Genomic DNA, 3,576 nt, shown 5'->3' with positions numbered 1-3,576 from the left:
TGGGCGTGAAGCTGACCACGCTCCGCCCCGAGCAGGCCGACTACATCGGTGTCCCGGTCGAGGGCCCGTACAAGTCCGACCACTACCGCTACTGACCTGCTACTGACACCCTCAGCAGCAGGTACCTGCGGTACCAGGCAGGCCCCCGCACCCCCGTGTCGGGGGCCTGCCCCGTACCGTCCGGGAACGGCTCCGGCTCCGGTTCCGCATCCAGAGCCTCACCGCACAAGGACACCTACGCCCCCATGCCCCGCGGCCGCTATTCGCTCCACGATCCGCACGATCACACCCCCCTCGGTGAAGAACACTTCCAGTGCGCCCCCGGCCCCTCCGGCTGGCGTTACGTCTCCCAGATCACCACCCCCTCCGGCGACCACGCCGGCTCCGTCGACCTGACCCTCGACGAACTCGGCCGACCCATCCGTCTCGAACTCCACGCCGCGAACTGGCAGGTCCGCGGCGCCGCTCTCGACGGCGTCACCTGGGTCCGCACCGACCCCACCGGCACTCATGCCACCGAAGGCAATGTCCGCGCCCACGCCTTCACCGGTACATCCCCTGCTTTCCTCGTCGCCACCGCACGTCTCCTGCGCCTCACCCCCGGTTCCCCCGCGACGCGCGTCCGCCTCGTCGCCTTCACGGATCCTGTCCTCGCCCCCCGCACTCTCGACCAGTCCTGGGCCCTGATGAAGAGTGAAGCGCATGCCACTGACAATGGCCCCCTGACAGTGGACGAATACCAGGTCAGCGCCCTGGACACGGGCGAGCAGCACATCGTTCACATCGCCGGCGACGTGGTCCTCGGGGCCCCCGGCATCGAACTGGAAGACCTTGAGACCCCGCCGTCGGTCTTCCCCTGACTTCTCCCGGTGACCGACTTAGGCGGGCGGTGCGAATCCGGTGGTGGGAGGTGTGTCGGCCACGGCCTCTGTCGTGGGCCTCGACACCCTCTCGGCCCCTGTTGCGACCCCGAGCGGCACGTCCGCTCCATGAGCACCGGCGGCCCCTGCGGCCTCAACCGCATCGGCGATCACCGGTCCCGCCGCATCCGGGCGCGCGTCCACCGGCGCCGCGTCCACCGGTCCCGCAGCACCCGCGGTTGCGGCTACCGAGCCCGCGGCCGCTGCGTCTTTGCCGACGGGGCCCGCAGTCCACGGGTTTCCAGCCCCTTCGTCGGCGCCCGCGGCCCCCGCGCCCGGAACCACCCCGCCCGGAACCATGGCCGCCTGCGCGCCACCGCCCCCGGCCCTTGCGGCTGCCCTCGCGCCCGCTCCGAAGGCCCGACGGGCGTCACGCGCCTGCCGCTCATTCACCACAGCCGCCAAATACGCGGCCGGCGGCACTCCCTCCGGCGCGGGAGCCCCCGTGCACGCCGCCAGATCACCGGCCAGCCGCCCCGCCATGGACCCGCTCACCGCCGGGTCCAGCTGCCTCATCCGCGTCAGGTACTGACGTATCGCAAGCCACAGATCGTCCGGCACACCCGACAGATCCAGCTCTGCGAACCGTCCGACGAGCCACGGCGGCGGAGGGGGCACCACCATCCCCCGCGCGGCCGGCACCCGCTCCCGCACCACCAGCGTCCCCGCGAACACATCCCCTATCCGCCGCCCCCGCGCCGACACCAGCGAAGCGATACAGGCGATGACCCCGAACGACATCAGGATCTCCACCACGCCCATCGCCCCACGCACCAGCGCGTGCCGGAACCGGATCGGCCCACCGTCGTCCCGCACCACCCGCAGTCCACAGGCGAGCTTCCCGAGTGACCGCCCATGGCTGAGGGTCTCCACGGCTATCGGCGCCCCCACCAGGATCAGCAGAAACGTCGCGATCGACACCGCCATGACCGCCGCTTCGTCCAGTGAGGCAGTCGCCACCGCAAGCCCGAGCAATATCAGGAGATAAGCGGTCCACACGACCACAAGATCGATCACGAGCGCGAGCGCCCGGCTCGGCAGTTTCGCCGGCTGCAGCCCCAGTACGACCGCATCGCCCGTCACAAGCGCACTCACCGCTGCCCGCCCCTTTCCGTAGTTCTTCACTGCCCCCTGATTCCTCAGTCTGCCAAGCTGGCCCGCAGCGCGCCGCAGTAGTGCAGTAGTGCCGCAGTAGAACGGACCGTACGCACCCAGTGCCTGGAGCAGCAGCCGACCATGGACCTCGATGTCTTCGTGACCGCCCACCGCGCCGAGTGGGACCGCCTGGACCACCTCCTGCACCGGGGACGCCACCTCACCGGCGCCGAGGCCGACGAACTCGTTGCCCTCTACCAGCGCACAGCCACCCACCTCTCCCTCATCCAGTCCAGCGCCCCCGACCCGATGCTTACGGGCAGGCTCACTCAGCTCGTGGCTCGCGCCCGCTCCACCGTCACCGGCACCCGCCGCGCCACCTGGCGCGACGCGGTCCGCTTCCTCACCGCCGGCTTCCCCGCGGCTGTCTACCGCTCCCGCCAGTGGTGGATACCCACCGCGGTCCTCTCCACGGTCCTCGCCGCGATCATCGGCTGGTGGATCGGCACCCACCCCGAGGTCCAGTCGGCGATCGCCGCCCCCGACGAACTCCGCCGGCTCACTCGCCCCGGCGGTGAGTACGAGACGTACTACTCCAGCCACCCCGCGGCCTCCTTCGCAGCCCAGGTTTGGACGAACAACGCCCAGGCCGCCGCCATGTGCCTGACTCTGGGCGCGTTCCTGTGCCTCCCGGTGATCTGGATCCTCTTCCTCAATGTGCTGAACCTCGGAGTCGGCATCGGCCTGATGTCATCGGCGGGTCGCCTCGACACTTTCCTGGGCCTTGTCCTCCCGCACGGCCTGCTCGAACTGACCGCAGTCTTCGTCGCCGCGGGCACAGGCCTCCGTCTCGGCTGGACAGTCATCGACCCGGGTCCTCAATCCCGCCGCACAGCCCTCGCTCAACAGGGCCGCGCCGCGATCGGCATGGCCATCGGCCTGGCCCTCATCCTCTTCGTAGCGGGCGTGATCGAAGGCTTCGTCACCCCCTCGGGCCTGCCGACCTGGGCCCGCATCGCCATCGGCATCGCCGCTGAGCTGGCCTTTCTGGCGTACGTCTACATCCTGGGCGGCCGAGCAGCCCGAATGGGCGACACCGGCGACGTGGAAGCGACAGACCGCAGCGCCGAGCTCCCGGCCGCTTCCTGATGTGCGACCGCCCGCCCTGACCTGCTAGTCTCCTGTCCGCCCCACGAAACCTGTTGACACGGGAGCAGTGGGGAGGTAAATTTAAACGGTTGCCTCGGACTGGACAAGTGCGAGTGTGACCGTTAGTGTCTCTCTCGCTCTCGACGGGAATTGAATTTCCGCAGAGCCTCCCGATTCTTAATCCGAATCACGAAGGTCGATTAGGTCGACCGAAATGCTTCTGATAGCGTCGGGTCAGCCGAAAGGCAAAAGGTCACTCCAACGGCCACTGGATTCGAATTCCTCACCGGAAACGGAACGGAAAAAGAGTCTGGTAAGGTTGGAAACGCAAGACCGAAGGGAAGCGCCCGGAGGAAAGCCCGAGAGGGTGAGTACAAAGGAAGCGTCCGTTCCTTGAGAACTCAACAGCGTG

General features: G+C 68.7%; 4 protein-coding genes. 3 read left to right on the top strand and 1 reads right to left on the bottom strand.

What is annotated here, in order from left to right; all coding sequences use genetic code 11:
• Positions 1–95: adenosylhomocysteinase (locus ACWDO5_RS35525; protein WP_450529338.1), on the top strand; the 95-nt coding region annotated here is incomplete at its 5' end.
• Between the two features lie 150 nt (positions 96–245).
• Positions 246–860, top strand: coding sequence for a hypothetical protein (locus ACWDO5_RS35520; protein WP_450534652.1), 615 nt, complete (start codon positions 246–248; stop codon positions 858–860).
• An 18-nt stretch (positions 861–878) separates the two neighbouring features.
• Here ACWDO5_RS35520 and ACWDO5_RS35515 read toward each other — a convergent pair whose 3' ends face one another.
• On the bottom strand, positions 879–2,015 hold the full coding sequence (locus ACWDO5_RS35515; RefSeq protein ID WP_450534653.1) for an RDD family protein: 1,137 nt from the start codon (positions 2,013–2,015) through the stop codon (positions 879–881).
• 141 nt (positions 2,016–2,156) lie between these two features.
• On the opposite strand from ACWDO5_RS35515, the gene ACWDO5_RS35510 reads away from it, so the two are divergent.
• Complete coding sequence (locus ACWDO5_RS35510) at positions 2,157–3,164, top strand: stage II sporulation protein M (RefSeq protein ID WP_450534651.1); 1,008 nt, start codon at positions 2,157–2,159, stop codon at positions 3,162–3,164.
• Positions 3,165–3,576: the final 412 nt, after the last annotated feature.

This window comes from Streptomyces sp. NPDC000880 (assembly GCF_053599675.1).
Note: the sequence above shows the minus strand (reverse complement) of the source record. Positions and strands in the feature narration are given on the sequence as shown.

Coding starts and splice junctions, on each gene's coding strand:
- ACWDO5_RS35520 (WP_450534652.1), top strand. CDS start 246: ATGCCCCGCGGCCGCTATTCGCTCCACGATCCGCACGATCACACCCCC.
- ACWDO5_RS35510 (WP_450534651.1), top strand. CDS start 2,157: ATGGACCTCGATGTCTTCGTGACCGCCCACCGCGCCGAGTGGGACCGC.